The 17980-nt window shown below is 29.4% G+C and carries 22 protein-coding genes; 9 read left to right on the forward strand and 13 right to left on the reverse strand.

The window, feature by feature from the left end:
- Nucleotides 1–13: 13 nt before the first annotated feature.
- The 6 genes from mnmE to rpmH are packed head-to-tail and all read right to left on the reverse strand — an operon-like array spanning nucleotide 14 to nucleotide 4543.
- Nucleotides 14–1342, reverse strand: coding sequence for a tRNA uridine-5-carboxymethylaminomethyl(34) synthesis GTPase MnmE (gene mnmE, locus L8W57_RS05220; protein ID WP_133319315.1), 1329 nt, complete (start codon nucleotides 1340–1342; stop codon nucleotides 14–16).
- On the reverse strand, nucleotides 1339–2184 hold the full coding sequence (locus tag L8W57_RS05225) for a Jag N-terminal domain-containing protein (RefSeq protein WP_133319314.1): 846 nt from the start codon (nucleotides 2182–2184) through the stop codon (nucleotides 1339–1341). Before L8W57_RS05225 ends, mnmE begins: the two co-directional genes overlap by 4 nt.
- Nucleotides 2168–3751 (reverse strand): membrane protein insertase YidC, encoded by a 1584-nt coding sequence (yidC, locus tag L8W57_RS05230; RefSeq protein ID WP_263662157.1) that lies wholly within the window; start codon nucleotides 3749–3751, stop codon nucleotides 2168–2170. Before yidC ends, L8W57_RS05225 begins: the two co-directional genes overlap by 17 nt.
- Entirely contained in the window at nucleotides 3715–4098 is a 384-nt protein-coding gene (yidD, locus tag L8W57_RS05235; RefSeq protein ID WP_039664776.1) for a membrane protein insertion efficiency factor YidD, read from the reverse strand. The genes yidC and yidD overlap by 37 nt, the downstream gene beginning before the upstream one ends.
- Nucleotides 4086–4412, reverse strand: a complete 327-nt coding sequence (rnpA, locus tag L8W57_RS05240; RefSeq protein ID WP_207921000.1) for a ribonuclease P protein component — start codon at nucleotides 4410–4412, stop codon at nucleotides 4086–4088. Before rnpA ends, yidD begins: the two co-directional genes overlap by 13 nt.
- Nucleotides 4409–4543, reverse strand: a complete 135-nt coding sequence (gene rpmH, locus L8W57_RS05245; RefSeq protein WP_012661270.1) for a 50S ribosomal protein L34 — start codon at nucleotides 4541–4543, stop codon at nucleotides 4409–4411. The genes rnpA and rpmH overlap by 4 nt, the downstream gene beginning before the upstream one ends.
- A gap of 141 nt (nucleotides 4544–4684) precedes the next feature.
- On the opposite strand from rpmH, the gene L8W57_RS05250 reads away from it, so the two are divergent.
- The 3 genes from L8W57_RS05250 to L8W57_RS05260 are packed head-to-tail and all read left to right on the forward strand — an operon-like array spanning nucleotide 4685 to nucleotide 6983.
- Entirely contained in the window at nucleotides 4685–5158 is a 474-nt protein-coding gene (locus L8W57_RS05250; protein ID WP_243705642.1) for a GNAT family N-acetyltransferase, read from the forward strand.
- Nucleotides 5158–5769, forward strand: coding sequence for a uracil-DNA glycosylase family protein (locus tag L8W57_RS05255; protein ID WP_133319311.1), 612 nt, complete (start codon nucleotides 5158–5160; stop codon nucleotides 5767–5769). The genes L8W57_RS05250 and L8W57_RS05255 overlap by 1 nt, the downstream gene beginning before the upstream one ends.
- Nucleotides 5766–6983, forward strand: a complete 1218-nt coding sequence (locus L8W57_RS05260) for a hypothetical protein (RefSeq protein ID WP_133319310.1) — start codon at nucleotides 5766–5768, stop codon at nucleotides 6981–6983. Before L8W57_RS05255 ends, L8W57_RS05260 begins: the two co-directional genes overlap by 4 nt.
- Here the strand turns inward: L8W57_RS05260 and L8W57_RS05265 are convergent.
- The gene (locus tag L8W57_RS05265; RefSeq protein WP_087699453.1) at nucleotides 6961–7341 is read right to left on the reverse strand and encodes a YbgC/FadM family acyl-CoA thioesterase; all 381 of its coding nucleotides are present in this window, start codon (nucleotides 7339–7341) and stop codon (nucleotides 6961–6963) included. The two genes, L8W57_RS05260 and L8W57_RS05265, sit on opposite strands and share 23 nt — an antisense overlap.
- Before the next feature lie 174 nt (nucleotides 7342–7515).
- Here L8W57_RS05265 and L8W57_RS05270 point away from each other — a divergent pair, with 174 nt between their 5' ends.
- The 4 genes from L8W57_RS05270 to L8W57_RS05285 all read left to right on the forward strand — a co-directional run bounded on the left by L8W57_RS05270 (nucleotide 7516) and on the right by L8W57_RS05285 (nucleotide 11654).
- Complete coding sequence (locus L8W57_RS05270; RefSeq protein ID WP_133319309.1) at nucleotides 7516–8166, forward strand: thiol:disulfide interchange protein DsbA/DsbL; 651 nt, start codon at nucleotides 7516–7518, stop codon at nucleotides 8164–8166.
- 196 nt (nucleotides 8167–8362) lie between these two features.
- Nucleotides 8363–9025, forward strand: a complete 663-nt coding sequence (locus L8W57_RS05275; protein ID WP_039663243.1) for a thiol:disulfide interchange protein DsbA/DsbL — start codon at nucleotides 8363–8365, stop codon at nucleotides 9023–9025.
- A 13-nt stretch (nucleotides 9026–9038) separates the two neighbouring features.
- Nucleotides 9039–9776 (forward strand): protein-disulfide oxidoreductase DsbI, encoded by a 738-nt coding sequence (dsbI, locus tag L8W57_RS05280; protein ID WP_263659343.1) that lies wholly within the window; start codon nucleotides 9039–9041, stop codon nucleotides 9774–9776.
- Nucleotides 9777–9797: 21 nt separating this feature from the next.
- Nucleotides 9798–11654, forward strand: a complete 1857-nt coding sequence (locus L8W57_RS05285) for an aryl-sulfate sulfotransferase (protein ID WP_263662158.1) — start codon at nucleotides 9798–9800, stop codon at nucleotides 11652–11654.
- 36 nt (nucleotides 11655–11690) lie between these two features.
- On the opposite strand, the gene L8W57_RS05290 is transcribed toward L8W57_RS05285, so the two are convergent.
- Nucleotides 11691–13085 (reverse strand): anaerobic C4-dicarboxylate transporter, encoded by a 1395-nt coding sequence (locus L8W57_RS05290; protein ID WP_133319306.1) that lies wholly within the window; start codon nucleotides 13083–13085, stop codon nucleotides 11691–11693.
- Between the two features lie 134 nt (nucleotides 13086–13219).
- A complete protein-coding gene (locus L8W57_RS05295; protein ID WP_133319305.1) occupies nucleotides 13220–14488 on the reverse strand; it encodes a M20/M25/M40 family metallo-hydrolase in 1269 nt (422 codons plus the stop codon).
- Between the two features lie 53 nt (nucleotides 14489–14541).
- On the opposite strand from L8W57_RS05295, the gene L8W57_RS05300 reads away from it, so the two are divergent.
- Nucleotides 14542–15066 (forward strand): thermonuclease family protein, encoded by a 525-nt coding sequence (locus L8W57_RS05300; RefSeq protein ID WP_263662159.1) that lies wholly within the window; start codon nucleotides 14542–14544, stop codon nucleotides 15064–15066.
- Between the two features lie 8 nt (nucleotides 15067–15074).
- The gene (locus tag L8W57_RS05305; protein WP_263662160.1) at nucleotides 15075–15260 is read left to right on the forward strand and encodes a hypothetical protein; all 186 of its coding nucleotides are present in this window, start codon (nucleotides 15075–15077) and stop codon (nucleotides 15258–15260) included.
- Here the strand turns inward: L8W57_RS05305 and L8W57_RS05310 are convergent.
- The 4 genes from L8W57_RS05310 to L8W57_RS05325 are packed head-to-tail and all read right to left on the reverse strand — an operon-like array spanning nucleotide 15240 to nucleotide 17970.
- Entirely contained in the window at nucleotides 15240–15803 is a 564-nt protein-coding gene (locus L8W57_RS05310; RefSeq protein WP_133319302.1) for a hypothetical protein, read from the reverse strand. The two genes, L8W57_RS05305 and L8W57_RS05310, sit on opposite strands and share 21 nt — an antisense overlap.
- 2 nt (nucleotides 15804–15805) lie before the next feature.
- Nucleotides 15806–16681, reverse strand: a complete 876-nt coding sequence (gene cmoB / locus L8W57_RS05315; RefSeq protein ID WP_263662161.1) for a tRNA 5-methoxyuridine(34)/uridine 5-oxyacetic acid(34) synthase CmoB — start codon at nucleotides 16679–16681, stop codon at nucleotides 15806–15808.
- Between the two features lie 38 nt (nucleotides 16682–16719).
- Nucleotides 16720–17469: a flagellin gene (locus L8W57_RS05320; RefSeq protein WP_263662162.1), complete on the reverse strand. Its 750-nt coding sequence runs from the start codon at nucleotides 17467–17469 to the stop codon at nucleotides 16720–16722.
- A gap of 33 nt (nucleotides 17470–17502) precedes the next feature.
- A complete protein-coding gene (locus L8W57_RS05325; protein WP_263662163.1) occupies nucleotides 17503–17970 on the reverse strand; it encodes a DUF4149 domain-containing protein in 468 nt (155 codons plus the stop codon).
- Nucleotides 17971–17980 lie beyond the last annotated feature (10 nt).

A 17980-nucleotide genomic window follows, 5' to 3' on the forward strand; every position in this document is an offset into this window, starting at 1 on the left:
AATTATCTCCTTTTTATTTTCCTAAACAAAAATTACTAAACATTGCATCTAAAATTTCATCTCTTTCAAAATTTTTGGTAAATTGAGCTATTTCTCCTATGGCTAAATTTAATTCAAAAGCAAAAAGTTCTAAAGAACTTTCCTTTAATAAATCTCTTGCACGCAAAATAGCTTCACTAGCATTTTTACAAGCATTGAGTATTAAAGTATTGCTAATTAGCATTCCATCGCCATCTAAAGTATTTAAGTATTCATTTAAACTTTCCTTAATGGCTTGAGTGTTTTTTTGGGCGCAAATGCGTATACAAGAAGTGCTAATTTCATGTTTAAATTTGGTAGCCAAATCGCTTTTATTTAAAACATAAATGATTTTTTTATCACAATCTTTTAAAGCTTGTAAAATACGTTCATCTTCTTCTTCAAATTCTTTAGATCCGTCAAAAACAGCTATAATGATATCTGCTTCTTTAATGCTTTCATAACTTAAGTTAACTCCGATTTTTTCTATCTCATCATCTGCGTTTCTTATACCTGCTGTATCGATGATTTTAATTAAATGTGAGCCTATTTTTAAACTTTCCTCGATACGATCTCTTGTGGTGCCTGCAATATCAGAAACAATGGCTCTATTAAATGCTAAAAGCGAATTTAACAATGAGCTTTTTCCGGCATTTGGCTTACCTATAATAGTAACTTTAAAGCCATCTATAAGACCTTTTTTACTTAAGGAAATATCTACTATATCGCTTAAAAGTTTTGAATTTTTTTCACACATAGCAATGATTTGATCAAGTAAATCTTGCGGTAAATCATCATCTGCATAGTCAATGCTAGTTTCTACAAAAGCAAGAGTTTGAACAAGGTCTATTCGAATGGCGTTTAAAAATTTACTTAAATCACCTTTAATATTTTTTGCTATGATATTTGCAGCACTTGTTGATTTTGACATGATAGCATCTTGTATACTTAAAGCTTTTAAAAGATCCATTTTGCCATTTAAGCAAGCTCTTTTGCTAAATTCTCCAGGATTAGCAAGGCGCGCGCCTGCTAAAACAAGCTCATCGAGTAAAATTTCACTCAAAGAAAAACCGCCATGAAGTTGAAATTCCACAATATCTTCTCCTGTAAAAGAGTAGGGTGCTTTAAAATAAATTACTAAAGCCTCGTCTAAAAAGTCATTATTGTTTTTATAAAGTTTGCATAAGTGCGCATAGCGTGGTGTGAGTTCTTTTTTGTGGGTAATTTTTAATGCAAGTTCTAAAGCTTTTTTTCCACTTACTCTAATGATGCTTATAGAGCCCACTCCGTGAGCTGTAGCAATAGCAGCTATCGTGTCATTCATTCATTTTTCTTCAAAAAATCATTCACAACGATATATCTTTGATCGTCATTTTGTTTGATAGCTACATACTTATCAGGAAAGCGTTCTCTTAATTTTTCTAAAGCAAGTTTTAGCCAAATTCCATCTAGTGGTTTTGTTTGAACTCTTCCAGTGTTCTCTACTTTTTCTATGAGAATTTTTAAATAACTATCAATAGCTTGGGTTTGGTTTTCCAAAAATTGCGCTATTTCTAGTCTTGGTTGAATTTTATATTTAGCGTTAAGCCAATTATAAAGTAAATATGAAAAAGCTTTATATCTGTGAGCTTCTTTGCCTATAAGTAAGGCTGCATCTTCTCCATCAAGTTTAATTAAAACACAGGTTTCATCCCAAACACTAACTTGCACAACTTTAATATCAAAATCAAAAGTTGCTAGTAAATTTTCTAGTGAAATTTTTATCTCATCTATATAAGAAACAATGTTTTTTTCTTCTGAAGACTCCTTATGGAAAGAATCAAAAATAGCATCATTTTTTACTTTATAATGTTCTTTAGGTTGAGCAATATTTTCAATTGGTTTTTGAAAATTTTCTTTATATTCTTTTTTATATTCATTTTTTTCAAAATTTTTTTGAGAATATTTGTTAAATTTTTCATTTTGATTTTTTTTAGGTTTTTCATTATGGACTTTTTGAGTTTTTTTATGTCCTTTAATACAGATTATCGCATTTTTTTTAAAAAGGCCAAAAAATCCTGCTTTAGCATGTTGAATAACTTCATATTCTAAGTCAATCACAGAGCACTCAAGTTGTTTTGAGGCTTCTATGAGTGCAGTTTGTAAGTCTTTAGCTTCTATGTTCATGTTTAGCTATTTCCTCTTTTTTGTGGTTTTTGAAAAGCTTATTAACAATTACTTGTTGAATAAGTGAGCATATATTATTTACACACCAATACAAAGTTAAACCTGCTGGGAATGTTAAGAAAAAGAAAGTAAAAATTAATGGTAAGAATTTCATAATCTTTTCTTGCATAGGATCTTGTATAGCCATTGGTGTAATAAGTTGCTGGATAAACATAGTTAGACCCATAAATATAGGTAAAATAAACCATGGATCCATCACAGATAAATCTGTAATCCAAAAAGCCCAAGGTGCAGCTTTAAGTTCTATGGCATTTAGTAAAACTCTATAAATTGCAAAGAAAATTGGAATTTGAATGAGTATAGGTAAACATCCGCTCATTGGGTTTGCACCATGTTTTTTATAAAGTTCCATCATATGTAAATTCATTTTTTGTGGATCACCTTTGTAGCGTTCTCTAATTTCTTTCATTTTTGGTGCTAAATCTTTGAGTTTATTCATAGAAATCATTGATTTGTAAGTAAGTGGGAAAAGAATAATACGCACAATTAAAGTCATCACTACGATAGCCCAACCCCAATTACCCAAATAACCATGTAAGAAATTTAAAAATTCAAACATAGGTTTAGCTATAAAAGTAAACCAACCATATTCTACCACATCATCTAAATCTGCATGAATGCTTCTTAAAATTTCATGCTCTTTTGAACCTATATATCCGGTTGCTTTAAAATTGTTAGTTGCACTTGCAAAAACGATAGAATTTTCGTGATTATCTTTAGTAACTACTGCATTTAAAGGTTTTTCGAAATTATAAAAGAAAGCACTATAATAGCGATCTGAAGCTGCCATAAGGGTTACATTAGAAAAACTTTCATCATTTTCTACATCACCATCTTCTAACATTGTTATTTTATCATCTTTATCTAAGATTAAAACTCCATGTACTGTATAACTATCAACTGCTATATTTGGACGATAACCTGGAGTGATAAAATAAGCTGTATCTTTGCTTAGATTTACTTCTAAATCATAATTTCCATATTTGTGAAAAGTGATTTTTTTAGTTATTATTAGATCATTTAAATTTTGAGTAAGAATTAATGTTGTATTTTCATCATTTACATTGATAGTTTTTTGACTAGCTGTATATACTGTATTGAATGCCTCTTGATTTATCTTTGCATCACTAAATCTTATTTCTAGTGGCAAAGGTGATAAAGAAGTATCTACTAGATTAATGCTTTTACCATTTTCATCTTTATATTTTTCATCGCTTAGATAAAATTTAGCTATTCTACCTAAAGAGTCAATATGTGCTTCAAAATGCTCACTTTTAACAACTGCTATTTCTTCTTTTTGATTAACACTAAGTTCTGTCTTTGGAGCTTGTGTATTTGTATTTGCGGTTGTAGTTTGTGGAGCTGAATTGTTTTGTTCTATATGAGTGATATTTTGCTCATTTTGTGGTGCTTTTGGGATAAAAAAATAATCATAAACTACAAAAAATAAAAATGATAATACAACGGCAATTAATATGCGTTTTTGCTGGGATAAATTTTCTGACACGGATTGTCCTTTGGAAATATAATCTTAATTAAAAAAAATTGATTATCATTGCAAGGGATATAAAAATAATTGAGTTGTTTTAAAGCATTAAAACTAGGTTTAAAACATACACCTGAGTTTAGAGTATTCTTGCGTATTTTAGGATAATCAATACCACCTTTAAAAAACGGATTGCATTTTAAAATTCTTAAAAAAACTGCACCAAATGCTTTAAAAATATTATTTTTTTTAAATTGCCATAAGGCATATTCAGAACAACTTGGATAATACCTGCAGCATTGTGGCTTAAAAGGGCTGATAAAGAGCTGGTAAAATCTAATAAGTTTTAAACAAGCTATTTTATACATCCTATTTTTTTCAAACCCCATTTCAAGTTTTTTTCTAATTTTAAAAAAGGAATTTTAGTAATACTTGTCTTAGCTACAAGTATGTATTTCCCGTTTTCGACTTGATTTTTAACCTGAAAAAAAGCTGATCTTAAGAGCCTTTTGGCTCTATTTCTAACGACAGCTTTTCCAACTTTTTTACTAGCAACAACAGCAAATTTTTTTTCTTTACTTAAAGTATAAAAGATGATTACACCTTCACAGTGCCACTTTTTACCTTCTTTATAAATTGTTGCAAACTCTCCTAAGTCGTTAATACTTAGAAAATCTTTTATACCGCTAATCTTTTTCTACCTTTAGCGCGTCTAGCATTGATCACCTTACGACCATTTTTGCTTTTCATACGCACGCGGAAGCCATGAGTTCTTTTTTTAGGAGTTTTGTGTGGTTGATATGTTCTTTTCATATTCTTTCCTTAACTTAAAATAAAAAACAAAATAATAAGCGTGTATTTTATCAAAATCTTACTTAAATCTGCTTTTAATTAAGAGTTATTTTAAAAGTTTTTGCTAAATTTTTGTTTTATTTTTATGTATTTTAAGGAAAAATCATGAGTTTTGAAATTTGTGAGAGTAAAAAAGAAGATTTAGAAAAAATTTTAGAATTAATTAAAGAGCTTGCTATCCATGAAAATATGCTTGAAGATGTAAAATGCACAACTAAAGAACTTGAAGAATCTTTTTTTGAAAATAAATATGCTAAGGCTTTAAGTTTAAAAGTTGATGGTAAAATCATAGGTTATGCAATGTATTATTTTACTTTTTCGTCTTTTTGGGGTTTAGGTGGGTTATATCTAGAAGATATTTATATTCAAGCAAAATATAGAAAAAAAGGCTATGCAAAAGCTGTTTTTAAATATTTAGCACAAATTTGTAAAGAAAAAAATCTTAAAAGATTAGAATGGGTATGTTTGAACGATAATGATTTAGGGATTGAGTTTTATACTAAATTAAATGCAAAGCATATGAATGAGTGGAGAACTTATCGTTTAGAGGGTGAAAATTTAGAAGTATTGATGTAATGAATAAGCGTAATTTGTATTATTTAAAAGCTTTTGGTTATGAATATTTTAACGAGCAAAAACAAATTAGGCATTTTAATTTAAGTTTTAAAGAATTAAACGAAAGGGTAAAAACTTGCAATCTTTGTCATTTTTCTAGACTAAGAAAGCATAGTTTAATGGAAAAAGAAGCCAAAAATGCTAAAATTTTGATTTATCAGGCCTTTATTGACAAGGAAGAGAATGAAAGTGGAAAGTTTTTTGCTTCTAAAAATAAACAAGAACTTTTGAAATTATGCAAGGAGCTTTTAAATTTAAAAGATGATGAGATATATTTTTCTTATATGTTTAAATGTTTTAGTAATTTTAAAATAGACGATCAAGCATTAAAATTATGCTTGCCGTATTTTTATAATGAGCTTGATTTTATAAAAGCAAAGATTATTTTATGTCTTGGTCAAGAAGCTTTTGCAAGTTTGGGTTTTGAGAATTTTCAAAAATATAAAGGACAATGTATGTATTATAATAATGCCTTACTTTTGCCAAGTTATGATTTGAATTTTTTGAGTAAAAATCCTAGCTTTTATGCTGAATTTATAGAAGATATTAAAAAAATAAAAGGTTATTTATGAGAAAAAGTTTAGTTTGTTTGATGATGAGTTTTGTTTTAACTTTAAATGTCTTTGCGAAAGAGCAAAAACCATCACCTATAGAACCTAGTGAGTCTTTTTATCCTAATTTAGAATTTCAAAATTGTGATAATGATTGTTTATTTACTTTGTTAGAAACAGGACTTTATTTTAATTTTTTATCAAGATTTAATAATGATAATGCAAATGAGCTTTTAGTCAATATCTATACCAAACTTTTAAATTCTATTATAGATTTTGAAAAAAGAATTCAAAAAAATGCTAGCATAAAACTAGCTATTATTATACCTGAGCAAACGATTAAAAGTTATTCTAATACTATTATAAATTCAAGCATAGCGTATTTATTAAGACAAAGAGCGCAAATAAAAGTAAAGGTGTTTTTAATAGGTACAGAAGATGAGAGCAAGATAACTAAAGCTTTTAAACAAGCTCAAGATGAGAAATTTAATTATATTATCGCAGGTTTTACAGATAAAGGTGTGAAAAATTTATTAAAAGAAAGCCTTGATTCTAATGTAAAAGTTTTTATTCCTACTGCACACAAAAGAAATTTTGATACGCAAAATGAAAATGTGTATTTTGGAAGTATAGATTATCAAAAACAAATCCAAAAACTTTTGGAATACTCCAATGGTAAAAATATTATTTTTTCAGATGGAACACCTTTGGCAAATCGCTTAGATGAGAATGTTTTAAACGCAGGTAATGGTAGTGAGAAAATTTATACTATTAATAGTTCTAAATTTGATTTTAGAAGTATTTTAAATCAAAATAGAAGTTTTCAAGATTCTAGTATTATTTTAAATACTTCTTTGATTAAAACAGCACTCATAAGCTCACAAATAAGAACTTATGATATAGAGCCTTTTGTATTATTATCAACCCAGATTAATTATAATCCTATTTTGCTAAGTTTAACGCAAATTAATGATAGAAAAAAACTTTTGCTAGCAAATTCCATTTCTAATGAGGATCAAACTCTAAGCTATCTTAATGAGCTTTTTTCGCAAAATATTAATTACAACTGGATAGCTTATGCAACTAGCGTGGGCCTTGATTATTTTTATACGCAGTTTTTAGATAAAGATTCTCAAAGAATTTTTGATGAGGGTTTAAATGATAATCAATTTGACTATAAGGTTAAAATCATTCGCTCGCAAGGCTTAGGTTTTACTCCTTTGCAAGATCAGTAAAAACCTTAGTTATAGTCTCATCTATAGGGGCTACTTTTTCATTTTTTAAAAAAGCTAGGGTAAATTCAGCTTCAAAAAGCTTGGTATTTTCTTTATAAATCTCTTGTTTTATACAAACTGAGGCTTTTTTAAGCTTTGTGATAAATGTTTTTACTTCTATAAGATCTCCAAGTTTAGCGGGTTTTAAAAAGTTACAATTTGCTTTTGTAAGTAGAAAATGTCCTGTATTTTTATCAAAAATTTTTGCATTTTTTTGAAAAAATATCTCACTTCTTGCTCTTTCGCAAAATTTTAAGTAGTTGCTATGGTATACCACTCCACCTGCATCGGTATCTTCATAATAAATTCGTATTTGCATTTTAGACCTTTTATTTTATTATATATTGATCGGAAAATATCGCTTACAATCAACTTTTTTTATTGATAAATTTGTTGAAATTCTACTTAAAATGTCATAAGAAAAGCATAAAATATTCTTGATTTTATATCTTATGTTAAAATTGTATTTTATATCATTGAAAAAAGGAAAATCATGCAAGTTTTGCAAAAAATGTTTAAATTGCTAGCTATTATGGCTTTTGTTTTTAGTGTGAGTGCAAATGCACTTAGTGAGGGTAAAGAGTATATTACTTTAAAAACACCTATTCCAAATGCACAAAATTCTCTAATAGAGGTATTTTCTTATCGTTGTATTCATTGCTATAATCATCATCAATTTCACACTCTAGCAAAAGTTAAACAAGCTTTACCAAATTTAAAATATGATCTTTTCTCGGTAAGTTCTATGCTCGAGTACGGTGGTGCTTTAAATGAGATGTTTGCTTTAGCTTCTTTTAAAGAAAAAGCTTTAGGTTTAGATGTTACTAGTGAAAAAAGTCTTACTTATAAGCTTGCTGATGTGTATTTTGTAAGTCATTTTGAAAAAAAATTAAATTTAAATAATCTTGATTTGTTTTATAAAATAGGTTTAAATGCCATTGGTGCTAGTAAAGAAGAATTGCAAAAATTTTTACAAACTAAAGAAGCCAAAGAGCTTTTAGTTGCTTATGATGTAGCTAATGAAATTTCAAGAAATTATGGCACGCCTGCTTTTGTAGTAAATGGCAAATATCAAATCAATCCTGAGTATATCACTTCTTTAGAAGAACTAATCCGTATAGTTAAAGAACTTTCTACCAAGTAATGCTTTTTTAAGCATTACTTTTTGTAATTTTTGTGATAAAGTATTATTATTTTTTATTTTTTTAATAATTATATTTTCATTTTGAAATTTTTTCTTATTGTTTAATTAATATTTAAGTTATATTAATATAACTTAAGCATGTTTATAATAAATTGCAAATATTTATTATATATAAAATACAAATAGGAGAAATAAAATGAAATTCAACTTAAATAATTTGTCAAAAGCAATGGCGGCAGCTGCTTTTGTTCTTGGTGTGAGTGCAAATGCACTTAGTGAGGGTAAAGAGTATGTGGTTTTAAAAACACCTATCCCAAATGCTCAAAATTCTTTAATAGAAGTATTTTCTTATCGTTGCACACATTGTTATGATCATCATAAGTTTAATACCATGTCAAAAGTCAAAGAAAAATTACCACAATTAACTTATAAATTTTATCCTGTTAGCTCTATGGGTGATTATGGTAAGCAAGCTAATGAAATTTTTGCTTTTGCTGCTTTTAAAGATGAGCAAAATAAAGTAAGTCAAAGCGATAAAAATAGTTTAACTCATAAAGCTTCTGAAGCATATTTTAATGCTTATTTTAAGAAAAAACAAAGATGGGGAAATGGAGCCAATCCTGAAGCGTTTTATGAAGTAGGATTAAAAGCAATTTCAGCAAGCAAAGAAGATTTAGATAACTTTTTAAAAACTCCTGAGGCTAGTGAAATTTTAAAATCTTATGAAAATGCTAATGATATCTCTAAAAACTATGGTACACCTGCATTTGTGGTAAATGGTAAATACCAAATCATACCACAAGCTATCACATCTCCACAAGCTTTAATAGAAATAACAGAAGAATTAAGCAAGATGTGATTTGAGGTATTTTATGAGTTCTTGTCCTATTAGTAAAATCACCACTTGGCAAAATACAAGAGTTCCTTGGTTGATAATGGTTATAGCTATGGTAGGCTTAACTTTTATAGCACACTTTTTGTTTCAAGAATACCTTTATATGGAGCCTTGTGAGCAGTGTGTTTATATAAGATTTGCTATGTTAACTATGGCTTTTGGTGGTATTTTAGCCTTGATAGATCCTAAAAATGATTATCTAAAAATTTTTGCTTATACTTTTGTATTTTGGGGTATATGGCTTGGTATAGAGTATTGTATTACTCTTAATCATATCCATGAGGTAGTACATTCAGAAAATCCTTTTGCTGGTGTTGATGGGTGTAGAGAAATTCCTATATATCCTTTTAATTTACCATTGCATGAATGGGCACCAGGATGGTTTTTACCAACAGGTGAGTGTGGTATGGATACACCTATAGTGCCTGAAGATGTTTATGGTAGTTTAAATGCTTTTCAGAAATTTTTTGTTGGAAATCCTCCAAATTTTGAAGATGGTTTGTATAGTAATGGTTGGTATTTGATTCCTAGTATGGAATTTATGAATATGGCGATTTGTTGTTTGTTGGCTTTTGTTGTTTGTTTGGTGATTTTAGGAAGCATGTTTGTTTCTTATACATTTTCACATTCTAAGGCTAAATTTTATGCTTTGATTGTTTTAATATTAGTAGTTTTGCTAAAAATTTTAGGTGAGCCAAGTGTGCAAATAGCTTAATAATATAAAAAAGGAGAAAAAATGAAGATTAGTAAAATTGTAAGTAGTATTTTGCTTGCTGGTAGTGTTGTTATGGTAGTGCCTAGTGTTTCTTTGGCTATGGGTGGACCTAGTGGTGCTAAAATTGATTGGGAAATTCAAGGCAAAATTGGCGCAGTAAAGATGAATCCTTATGGTCTATCTCCGCTTAGTGCTGTAATTATGGATGGTGGATATAAACTAAGTGATGTAAGCGTAACTATAATTCCAAAACCAAATGGGCAAACTATATCTTATAAGGTTAGCCCTAGTAAAATTAAAACTTATGGGGGAATTCCTGTTTTTGGACTTTATCCATCATATTTTAATACAGTAAAAGTAAGTTATACCAAAACTGCTTTTGGAAAGAGTGAAAAAGTAGTAGATGAGGTATATAAAATAGCAACTGGTGGAGTTAATATAGAGCCAAGTGGAAGTATTATGCAAAGAGGTGTGCCTTTTGAAAAAGTAGAAGTGATTAAAGTAGATAAAGGTTTTGAAGATAGGTTGTATTTGGTTAATAATGCTCCAGGGAAACAAAGTGGAAAAGGCTCTCAATCTGTTTGGAATAACCCAACAGGTGGTGCAATGGAATGGGATGAGAATTCAAATGCATTTATCATTGATACAAAAGGTGAAATTCGTTGGTATTTTGACAATGATAAATTAATGGATTGGAATAATATTTACAACCGTGGTATTATGATGGGATTTAGGCAAAATACTGATGGGGCTTTAACTTGGGGTTTTGGACAAAGATATGTTAAATATGATTTAATGGGTAGAGAAATTTTCAATCGTCTTTTACCTTCTTCTTATATAGATTTTTCTCATTCTATGGATAATATGCAAAATGGAAATTATCTTTTAAGGGTGGCTTCTGCCAATGTTAAGCGTCCTGATGGTAAAAATGTGCGTTCAGTGCGCGATGTGATAGTAGAAGTTGATAAAAATGGTAATGTAGTAGATGAGTGGAGATTGTTTGAAATTTTAGATCCATATAGAGCAAATGTAATCAAAGCATTAGATCAAGGTGCTGTTTGTTTAAATATTGATGCGAGTAAAGCAGGGGTTACTTTAAGTGATGAGGATTTAGCTAAAATGGATGCAAGTGATTCTTTTGGTGATATAGCAGGTACTGGAGTAGGGCGTAACTGGGCTCATGTAAATAGCGTAGATTATGATCCAAGTGATGATAGTATTATTATTTCAAGTCGTCATCAAAGTGCTATTATAAAAATAGGACGCGATAAAAAAGTAAAATGGATACTAGGAGCACACAAAGGCTGGGGAGAAAAATACAAAAAAACACTTTTACAACCTGTTGATAAAAATGGCAAAAAGATAGTTTGTGAAGATGAGTATAGTAAATGTCCAGGATATGAAAACGAAGAAGGTGGTTTTGATTTTACATGGACACAGCATACTGCTTTTAGAATAGATGAAAAATCTGACAAAAGATATATTTATATCACAGCTTTTGATAATGGCGATGCAAGAGGTATAGAGCAACCTGCTTTTGCTTCAATGAAATACTCAAGAGCAGTTGTGTATAAAATAGATCAAAAAAATAAAACCGTAGAACAAATTTGGGAGTATGGAAAGCAAAGAGGCAATGAATGGTTTTCACCTGTCACTTCTTTAGCAGAATACCATAAAGATAAAAATTCCATCATGGTTTATAGTGCTACTGCTGGAATGTCATTTGACTTAAGCAAGGGTGCTGCTGTAGGTGAGCCAAAACCTGAAATAGATGAATTTAAATGGGGAGCTAAAGAACCTTCAGTACAAATTCGCTTTAGCGGAGCAAGTACTGGTTATCAAGCTATGCCTATTGATTTAGAAAAAGCATTTAAATAAGAAAAAAAGGGCTTTTTTAAAGCCCTTTTAATTTTTTTATAAATATCCTGCTCCTAAAGCTAAAAAATAACCTACTATACAAGAAACAATCACACCAATTAATCCTGGTAAGATAAAGCTATGATTGATAACAAATTTACCTATTTTTGTAGTACCTGATCTATCAAATTGTATAGTTGCAAGATCGCTTGGATAAGTTGGTAAAATGTAGTATCCATAGCAAGCTGCTGCAAAAGCAATGATAATACCTGGTTCAACACCAATTCCTAGTGCAAGTGGCACAAAAGCTGCAATTGCTGCTGCTTGAGAATTAACAAATTTAGAAATAAGTAAAAGCATAATAGCATAAGTCCAAGGATGTTCTATAACGATATTACCTAAAGATTCTTTCATCATAGGAGTATGCACTGCAAACATTGTATCTGCCATCCAAGAAATTCCAAAAACAGCTACTAAGGCTATCATACCGGATTTAAAAATTTCATTTTTTGCAATTTTGCTTGCATCAAGTTTGGTAAAAATGATTAGCGCTGCACCTGCTAAAAGCATAAACATTTGAATAGTTGCTACCATATTCATAGGCTTGGTAACGCCTTTTGAGGTAAATTGCGGTCTAAGCTCTGGAAAAGCTCCAAGTATAGCTACTATAGCAATAGCACCTAGGAAAATCCACATAGCTACCCATTGGATAGTTGGAAGTTTTTGTCCAAGAAGAGTTTTACTATCGCCATAGATATATTCTCTTTGTTCTGGATTTTTAATCTTAGCTTGAAAATCCTCATCTTTATCAAGATCTTTTCCCCTAAACCAAGAAAAAATTCCTATAGCCAAAACACCTACTAAGGTAGAAGGTATAGTAATAGCAAGTAAATCTACATAGCCATCAAATCCTGCTAAAGGATGTTTATTAATTTCTGGATTTAAAAGTAGGGCTGTTAAGCTTACAACTGCAACTGAAACAGGACTTGCGATAATACCAAGTTGTGAAGAAATACTAGAAGCAGCCATTGGTCTTTCTGGGCGAATACCATTTTTAATAGCAATGTCATAAATAATAGGCATCATAGTATAGACAACATGCCCAGTTCCACAAAGCATGGTAAGAATGCAAGTTACAAATGGTGCCAAAATAGTTAAGAATTTAGGATTTTTTCTTAGAACTTTTTCTGCAATTTGCAACATTACATCCAAACCACCACTAGCTTGTAAAGTTGCACTAGCAACAACAACAGCTAAAATGGTAAGCATAACATCAATAGAAGGTTTTCCAGGTGCTACAGCAAAACCAAAACTTAAAACTAATAAACCTATACCGCCTAATAAGCCTAGAGCGATACCGCCTTTTTTTGCCCCATAAAAAAGACAAATAAGAACAACAATTAGTTGAATACTAAATTGAACACCTTCGCTAAGGCTAGTTAGTATTTCCATACTCTCTCCTTATTTTTTGAAATATGTGAGAGTATAATCCAAGTTTTATTAATAGTAAATAAAATTTTTTATTATTTAAATAAATATTTACCAATATTTTGAATTTATTTATCAAAATATTAGTTATTTTATATTTATTGATAATATTTTAAGATTACATAAAGAATTTTACTGATTTTTTCAATAGAAGCTATTTCACATTTTTCATCTGTTGAGTGAGGGCTATGGATATTTGGTCCTATTGAGCAACATTCTAAAGGTTGTTTTTCACTTATAATACCACATTCTAAACCAGCATGTATAGTGTAAAGCTTGGCGTTTGGGTTTTCTTTTTTAAAATAACTTAGAATTTCTTCTCCAAATTTAGTATCTTTATTAGCCCACGGTGGATAAAAATTTGCACTTGAAACTTCGCAGTTTTGCATCTTAAAATAAGTTAAGGTTTCAAATTCTATGTTTTTAAGTTCTTGTAAATCATTAGATCTTGCAAAAAGCTCAAAATGAAATTTGCTATCTTTTTCATAAGCTAATGAAAGATTGATACTTGTTTGAACTAAATTTAATTGATGATTAAAAGTTCTAACTCCTTGTGCAAAAGCATTAATGAGATTTAAAATAACTTGAGAATTTTTATAATATGTTCTTTTGATTTTACCTATATAATTTACTTTAAAATGATCATTTTCTTTTGGAGGATTTTTAAAAAATGCTATAACTTTAGCATGTTTTGGTATAGAATTTATTCTTTCACCTGCTTTAAATTCGCAAAGTTCCCCTTGATTTTGAGTGATAAAATAGCTCACTTCTTTAATAGAAGATTTAATGTTTTTAACAATATCAATTCCCGAGTGCCCACCTTTAAAATCAATTGCTTCTATCTCATAACAATCTTCTTCTTTTTCATCTATTTCTAAGTTTAAACTAGCAAAAATATCTACCCCACCAGCACAACCTATAACAACTTCATCATCGCTTTCGTGGTCTAAATTTAAAAGCTTGCTTGAGATCAAAGTATGGGTGAGATTGTTTGCTCCACAAAGTCCAACTTCTTCATCATTAGTAAAAAGACATTCTATATTTTCAAAATCTTTTAAAGCTTGCATCATTAGTGATACTCCTATGCCATTATCTGCACCTAAGCTTGAATTTTTAGCCTTTAAATATCCGTTTTCTTCATATATTTGTATATTTGGAGCTTCTCCCATGCAAACCATATCATAATGACTTTGTAAACAAATTTTAGGATTTCCTTTGTGTGCGTGGATATTACCTGCTTCATCAACGCTTACTTGGCAATTTTGACTTTTAGCAAAATCAATGAGAAAATTTTTCAATTCTTCGGTTTTGAAACTACAATGAGGTATTTGAGCAATTTGTTTAAAATTTTGTATAATTTCTTGCATAAATTCTCCTTTTTATTGTAATTATGGCATATTTTTATATAGATGAGGTTTAAATGAAATTTTCTAGGAAACAAATTAAATTATTTATAAACTTATTAAAAGATCCGAAGAAATTTTTAATCGCACTTTTTTTAGTTGCTTTTGCTTATGTTTTAAACTATGATAGTGGTTCATATATCAATGCTAAAGTAAGTCGTGTAGTAGATGGAGATACTATTGAGGCTAAATTCGAAAATGAAAAGCTTAAAATCAGACTTTTTGGTATAGATGCGCCTGAGAGTGATCAAGCTTATGGAAAGATGGCTACGCAATTTCTAAAAGCTATTGTATTAAATAAAGAAGTAGTTTTAAATGTAAAAGATGAGGATAAATATGGTAGAATTTTAGCCATTGTGTATTTAAATGATAAAGATATTAATCAAGTTATGGTTAAAAATGGTTTTGCTTGGGCGTATGAGCATTATAGTGATTTGTATATAAATGAGCAAAATTATGCCAAGATAAATAAAAAAGGATTATGGGAAAGTGAAAATCCTGTAGAGCCTTATAAATGGCGTAAGCAAATAAGATTAAAATAGGATGAGAAATGTTTAAAAGTGTATTTTTTCTAGGGTTTTTAGCATTATTTTTTAGCGGTTGTTTTGTAAATGAAAGAGGGGTTTCAAATCGCTTTTATGATGATTGTAAAGAATATTATGATGCAAGTGGGACTTATCATAAGGAATGTCCAAAGAATTGGGTGGATTTACCTTTAACCCCCGATTCCTTTTAAAACTGCATTAAGTTCTTCTTGCATTGATTCTTGTTTAGTTGTTTCTTGCTGATTTTGATTATTATTTGTAGCGGCTTGATTTTGTTTAAGTTTAAATATATGATCATCTGTAGTAATAACTTGAAAAGATGCGTCAAAAATTTTAATCTCATTTACAAAACCAGCTACTTTAACCTCTCTTTTTCTTGAGTCATCGCTAAATAAAGCACTCGCTTCAAGATTTAAAATATCTCCCACTTTTAAAGGAGCATAAAAAAAGCTTCTTGAGCCTATTAAGACGCTAAATTCTTTATTAATTGCAGCTTGTGCTATGTAATTTGCTGCATTAAATACAAAGCCACTATGCACTAATCCTAGTTCATCTACTGCCATATCATGGGTTGTGATTAAAATACCTTTGGCGAAATTTTTTTCTATATGAGAAATACTTCCTGCTAAAGTATTGTTTATCCCTGGACAAGTGATAAGTTCTGATTTGATACGATTTAACTCTTCTGGGTCTATTAATTCTTCTATAGTAACAGCACTTACTGTTCTTGCCATTTTTACACCTTTAATTTAACATAAACTCTTTTTGGTGCTTCATAACCTTCGCAAGTTAAATTTGAATCATTTTTATCTAAAAATTGATCTAAAGAATAAGAATCAATCCATTGTGTTTTTCTTTGTTCTTCAAAATCAGTTTGTTTAGTTGTTATAACTTCAAATTCACTAAATCCAGCTTTATAACACCAATTTCTTAAACCTAATATCGACGGAATGAAAAAAATATTTGGTATTTTTGAGTAAGTTTTTTGAGGAATAAGTGCTATTTCTCTTTCATCTTCTATATACATAGTGTCTAAAAAGACTATGCCGTCTTTATTTAAAGATTGTTTGAGTTGTTTTAGCATGGCTATAGGATCACTACGATGATAAATCACTCCAAGACAAAAAATCACATCAAATTTTATGCCATAATTTGGTACATCAGCTACGCCTAAAAGCTCATATTGTATAGGAGTTTTTGCAATGGAGTTTAAAAGTAAAAATTGCAAATAATACTTAATAGAAGGATCAAAACCAATGAGCTTTGAAGGATTAAATTCAAGCATTTTAAACATATAATAACCATTGTTGCAACCAATATCTGCTACTATTTTGCCTTTTATTTCTTGCATATAAGGCTTTAAAATATTAAATTTGATAAAACTTTGCCATTCTGTATCTATAAATAAATCATTAATTTTAAAAGGTCCTTTACGCCAAGGTTTTAATTCTAAAGTGATATTCTTGATCTCATCATCTAAACTTTTATCACAAAAAATATCAAAACTTTCATTTATAAGGTAATTTGAATTTTGAATTTTTCCACTAAGTTTTTGAATTTTTTCATATAAAGGATGTTTTAAAATTTGCTTAAATAAAGCATTATTTTGCATATTTTTCCTTGAAAAACTCCCTTATTTGGGAGTTTTTATTATTGAAGTAGGCTTGCTAGTTTAGTTTGTAGCATTACATTTGAATGTGCATTTGCAAATAAAAATGCATTTTCTTTTAGGTAATTTGCATTAAAATCATTGATATTTTGAGCTAAGTCATTATTTTGTAATTTGCTTTCAGCTTCTTTAGTATTAATACTAGTTTGCAAAGATGAGTTGATATTAGAATGGATAGCGTTAATTCCAGCACCAATATCTGCGCGTAAAGAACCTACTTGATCTTGAAAATCACGAATTCCGTCTTGATTTTCAAGGTTTAAATTTGCTGTGCTTGGTTGATTTAAATTAATACTTTCAACCCCAGTACCAACAACAAAATCCATACTCTGAAATACATTTTTTCCATTAAAAGTCGCATTAGAAAAAGCATCATTGATTGAAGTTACAAGTTTGCTTGCTTCAGAATTTAGCATACTTTTTTGTCTGTCATTTAAAGCAGCATTGTTTGAGCGCACTGAAAGTTCATTGAGTTTGTCTGCAGTAGCTGAAATGTTATTTAAAGTTGAATCAGCAATTTGTAAAACTCCTATGGAATCATAGGCATTTAAAATACCTTGATCTATAGTGCTATATTGACTTCTTAAAGAATCAGCTATGGCTAAATTTGCTCCATCGCTCCCATCTATAGCACGGATTGCAGCTATGTTTTCTAAAGCTTTTTCTTGGCTTTTTTGAACTTGATTTAAGTAGTGATTTTGTTGAGTTGTTCCTATATCGCCTATTTTCATCTTTGACTCCTTTTAAAGACTTATTTTATTATATCATTTTTTTGTTTTAAAATTTAAGAAAAACAAAATTACTTGTGATAACATGATAATTTTCATCACAACTTCACTTGCACCATGAATTTTTATAAATTCTTGAGTTTTAGTTGCTTCTTCTCCTAAACTTTGTGCTTCTAAAACATAAGCAGTGAAGTAAAATACAAAAAGCAAACTTAGTGCCAAAATGATCAAAGAAAGCATAAATTTTGAAAAATTTATTTTAAAAGTTAAATTTTTGTCTTTAAATGAAAAAATTTCTATTAAAATAGAAAAAACACTCACACCTAACAAAACATAGCCAAATTGCACAAAAATGTGTGTCATTAAAAGCCCACTTTGAAAATGAGTTAAAACCCCTTCACCTATGAATTTAGCAGGATAAAATATAGTCGGAGCTAAAAACACACCTATGCTAATTTCAATCCCAATTAAGCTTGCTAGTAAAAATAAATATATTGATTTCATATTTTCTCCT

Origin of the sequence: Campylobacter sp. IFREMER_LSEM_CL1890, from assembly GCF_025772045.1 — a bacterium.
Taxonomy (GTDB): domain Bacteria; phylum Campylobacterota; class Campylobacteria; order Campylobacterales; family Campylobacteraceae; genus Campylobacter_D; species Campylobacter_D lari_D.

Bases quoted from the DNA above. Each gene is read 5' to 3' on its own strand.
- mnmE (WP_133319315.1), bottom strand. From the start codon at position 1,342: ATGAATGACACGATAGCTGCTATTGCTACAGCTCACGGAGTGGGCTCT.
- L8W57_RS05225 (WP_133319314.1), bottom strand. From the start codon at position 2,184: ATGAACATAGAAGCTAAAGACTTACAAACTGCACTCATAGAAGCCTCA.
- yidD (WP_039664776.1), bottom strand. From the start codon at position 4,098: ATGTATAAAATAGCTTGTTTAAAACTTATTAGATTTTACCAGCTCTTT.
- rpmH (WP_012661270.1), bottom strand. From the start codon at position 4,543: ATGAAAAGAACATATCAACCACACAAAACTCCTAAAAAAAGAACTCAT.
- L8W57_RS05255 (WP_133319311.1), top strand. From the start codon at position 5,158: ATGAATAAGCGTAATTTGTATTATTTAAAAGCTTTTGGTTATGAATAT.
- L8W57_RS05260 (WP_133319310.1), top strand. From the start codon at position 5,766: ATGAGAAAAAGTTTAGTTTGTTTGATGATGAGTTTTGTTTTAACTTTA.
- L8W57_RS05265 (WP_087699453.1), bottom strand. From the start codon at position 7,341: ATGCAAATACGAATTTATTATGAAGATACCGATGCAGGTGGAGTGGTA.
- L8W57_RS05270 (WP_133319309.1), top strand. From the start codon at position 7,516: ATGCAAGTTTTGCAAAAAATGTTTAAATTGCTAGCTATTATGGCTTTT.
- L8W57_RS05275 (WP_039663243.1), top strand. From the start codon at position 8,363: ATGAAATTCAACTTAAATAATTTGTCAAAAGCAATGGCGGCAGCTGCT.
- dsbI (WP_263659343.1), top strand. From the start codon at position 9,039: ATGAGTTCTTGTCCTATTAGTAAAATCACCACTTGGCAAAATACAAGA.
- L8W57_RS05285 (WP_263662158.1), top strand. From the start codon at position 9,798: ATGAAGATTAGTAAAATTGTAAGTAGTATTTTGCTTGCTGGTAGTGTT.
- L8W57_RS05290 (WP_133319306.1), bottom strand. From the start codon at position 13,085: ATGGAAATACTAACTAGCCTTAGCGAAGGTGTTCAATTTAGTATTCAA.
- L8W57_RS05295 (WP_133319305.1), bottom strand. From the start codon at position 14,488: ATGCAAGAAATTATACAAAATTTTAAACAAATTGCTCAAATACCTCAT.
- L8W57_RS05300 (WP_263662159.1), top strand. From the start codon at position 14,542: ATGAAATTTTCTAGGAAACAAATTAAATTATTTATAAACTTATTAAAA.
- L8W57_RS05305 (WP_263662160.1), top strand. From the start codon at position 15,075: ATGTTTAAAAGTGTATTTTTTCTAGGGTTTTTAGCATTATTTTTTAGC.
- L8W57_RS05310 (WP_133319302.1), bottom strand. From the start codon at position 15,803: ATGGCAAGAACAGTAAGTGCTGTTACTATAGAAGAATTAATAGACCCA.
- cmoB (WP_263662161.1), bottom strand. From the start codon at position 16,681: ATGCAAAATAATGCTTTATTTAAGCAAATTTTAAAACATCCTTTATAT.
- L8W57_RS05320 (WP_263662162.1), bottom strand. From the start codon at position 17,469: ATGAAAATAGGCGATATAGGAACAACTCAACAAAATCACTACTTAAAT.
- L8W57_RS05325 (WP_263662163.1), bottom strand. From the start codon at position 17,970: ATGAAATCAATATATTTATTTTTACTAGCAAGCTTAATTGGGATTGAA.